The organism is Alteromonas sp. IB21 (assembly GCF_016405965.1).
Lineage (GTDB): Bacteria > Pseudomonadota > Gammaproteobacteria > Enterobacterales > Alteromonadaceae > Alteromonas.
Genome location: NZ_JAEFCD010000056.1, coordinates 1 through 1868, shown reverse-complemented (window position 1 = coordinate 1868; position 1868 = coordinate 1). Strand labels below are relative to the sequence as shown.

Annotated in this window: 1 protein-coding gene; it reads left to right on the top strand. The window is 45.3% G+C overall.

The window, feature by feature from the left end; translation table 11 throughout:
• Window positions 1-256 precede the first annotated feature (256 nt).
• Window positions 257-1756: a transposase gene (locus tag JC525_RS19655; RefSeq protein WP_015067461.1), complete on the top strand. Its 1500-nt coding sequence runs from the start codon at window positions 257-259 to the stop codon at window positions 1754-1756.
• Window positions 1757-1868 lie beyond the last annotated feature (112 nt).

The following is a 1868-nucleotide window of genomic DNA, read 5'->3' as shown; positions in this document are numbered from 1 at the left end:
AGTATGTGTTGTTTAACAAAAAAACACATACTGTGCGGCTCAAATGTACGTAAAGCGGTCGTTGAGGCATTGAGGTTCTAATGGCAGCTATGAGCGAATAGCAGACGTTAGAGGAGCCTCCGTTGTAGACTAGCTATCTGATCGTATACCGGTCGTTCAGATAACCACGAACCACTGCCAATTTCTGTCACTCTGGTCAGTTTACTTACCAGCCCAACAAGGTACACTACAGACTTTTACATTAGCAAGGATGCTGATGTTAGCTGCAGAGCAATACACCTATCAACGCCATCGTCCAGAGCAAACATTGCTCTATCAACTTGTTGAGAAACATTACCCTGCCTTCGCCGAGATGATGCAATCTCAGGGAAAGGCATTACCATACCATGTGATCAAAGAGTTTGAAGAGTTTCTTAAGTGTGGTCGACTTGAGCATGGATTTCTGCGCATAGTCTGTGATGACTGCAAACATGAGAAGCTTGTAGCTTTCAGTTGCAAGCGAAGAGGTTTCTGCCCGAGTTGCGGAGCTCGAAGGATGGCTGAGAGTGCGAAACTACTGGTTGATGATGTATTGCAGGGTTACCCTGTTAGGCAATGGGTGTTAAGCTTACCTATTCCCCTAAGGTTATTACTCGCCAGATACCCCAAAGAACTCAGCAACGTCCTGCAAATCGTTCACCGCGCAATTTCCACAGACATCATCCATCGTTCAGGCTACTTGAAGAAGCAGGCTAAGACAGGGGCAGTCACCTACATTCAGCGTTTTGGTAGTGCGCTTAACTTAAATATACATTTCCATATGCTGTTCCTTGAAGGTGTCATCACACAAGAGCATGGAAAAATGACATTTAAGCGAGTCAAAGCGCCGAGTCATTCCAATATGGAGGCGTTGGTAAACACCATCAGCCAGCGCATCGCACAATATCTCGAAAAAGCAGGGCTAATTCAACGCGACATTGACAATACCTATCTGGACTTGCCAATTAACGATGAAGACAGCTTGTTACCACTGCAAGCTGCTTCGGTCAGCTACCGGATCGCAGTTGGTGCAGATACTGGTAAAAAAGTGTTTACTTTGCAAACCATGCAAGCAAAAGATCCTGATCACTTAGGACAACTCGCAAAGATAGCTGGATTTAGCCTACATGCAGGGGTCTTCGCAGATGCAGATCAACCAGAAAAACTAGAAAGATTGTGTCGTTACATCGCAAGACCTGCAATAAGCGAAAAACGCTTAAGCCTCACAACGACAGGTAATGTCAGATACGAACTCAAGACACCCTACAGCAATGGTACGACTCACGTATTCTTCTCGCCGATTGACTTCATTAGTAAGCTAGCTGCCTTGGTACCACCGCCTAGACTGAATCTGACGCGGTTTTATGGCGTGTTTGCGCCAAATGCCAATGTACGAGCAGAAGTAACTGCTTCACAACGCGGCAAGAACAGCCCTCGTTTAGCAGAGCATCTGAAAGATTCAGATAAGCCCTACCAGGCGCGCAGCATGTCATGGGCACAGAGGTTAAAACGTGTATTCAACATTGACATTACCATTTGCGAAGCTTGCACAAAGGCGAATGTCAAAATCATCGCATGCATTACAGAGCCTGCCGTCATCCAAAAGATACTCTGGCATTTGGATAAGCAAGATTCACCAATTACCGCTAATTCTTGCAGAGCGCCGCCACTGATTGAGTCAAAACAAATAACAACTGACGATTACGTTATTCAGAGAGATTTCAACTTTGGCGCTTAAGGGCTCCACCGCCAATATAGCTTGAACACTCATGTGTTGAGGCATCATGTTGCACATATCGAGAGAATTTTTCAGTCCCAATGATCAGCCTATTTTCTTATCTTGACTACAC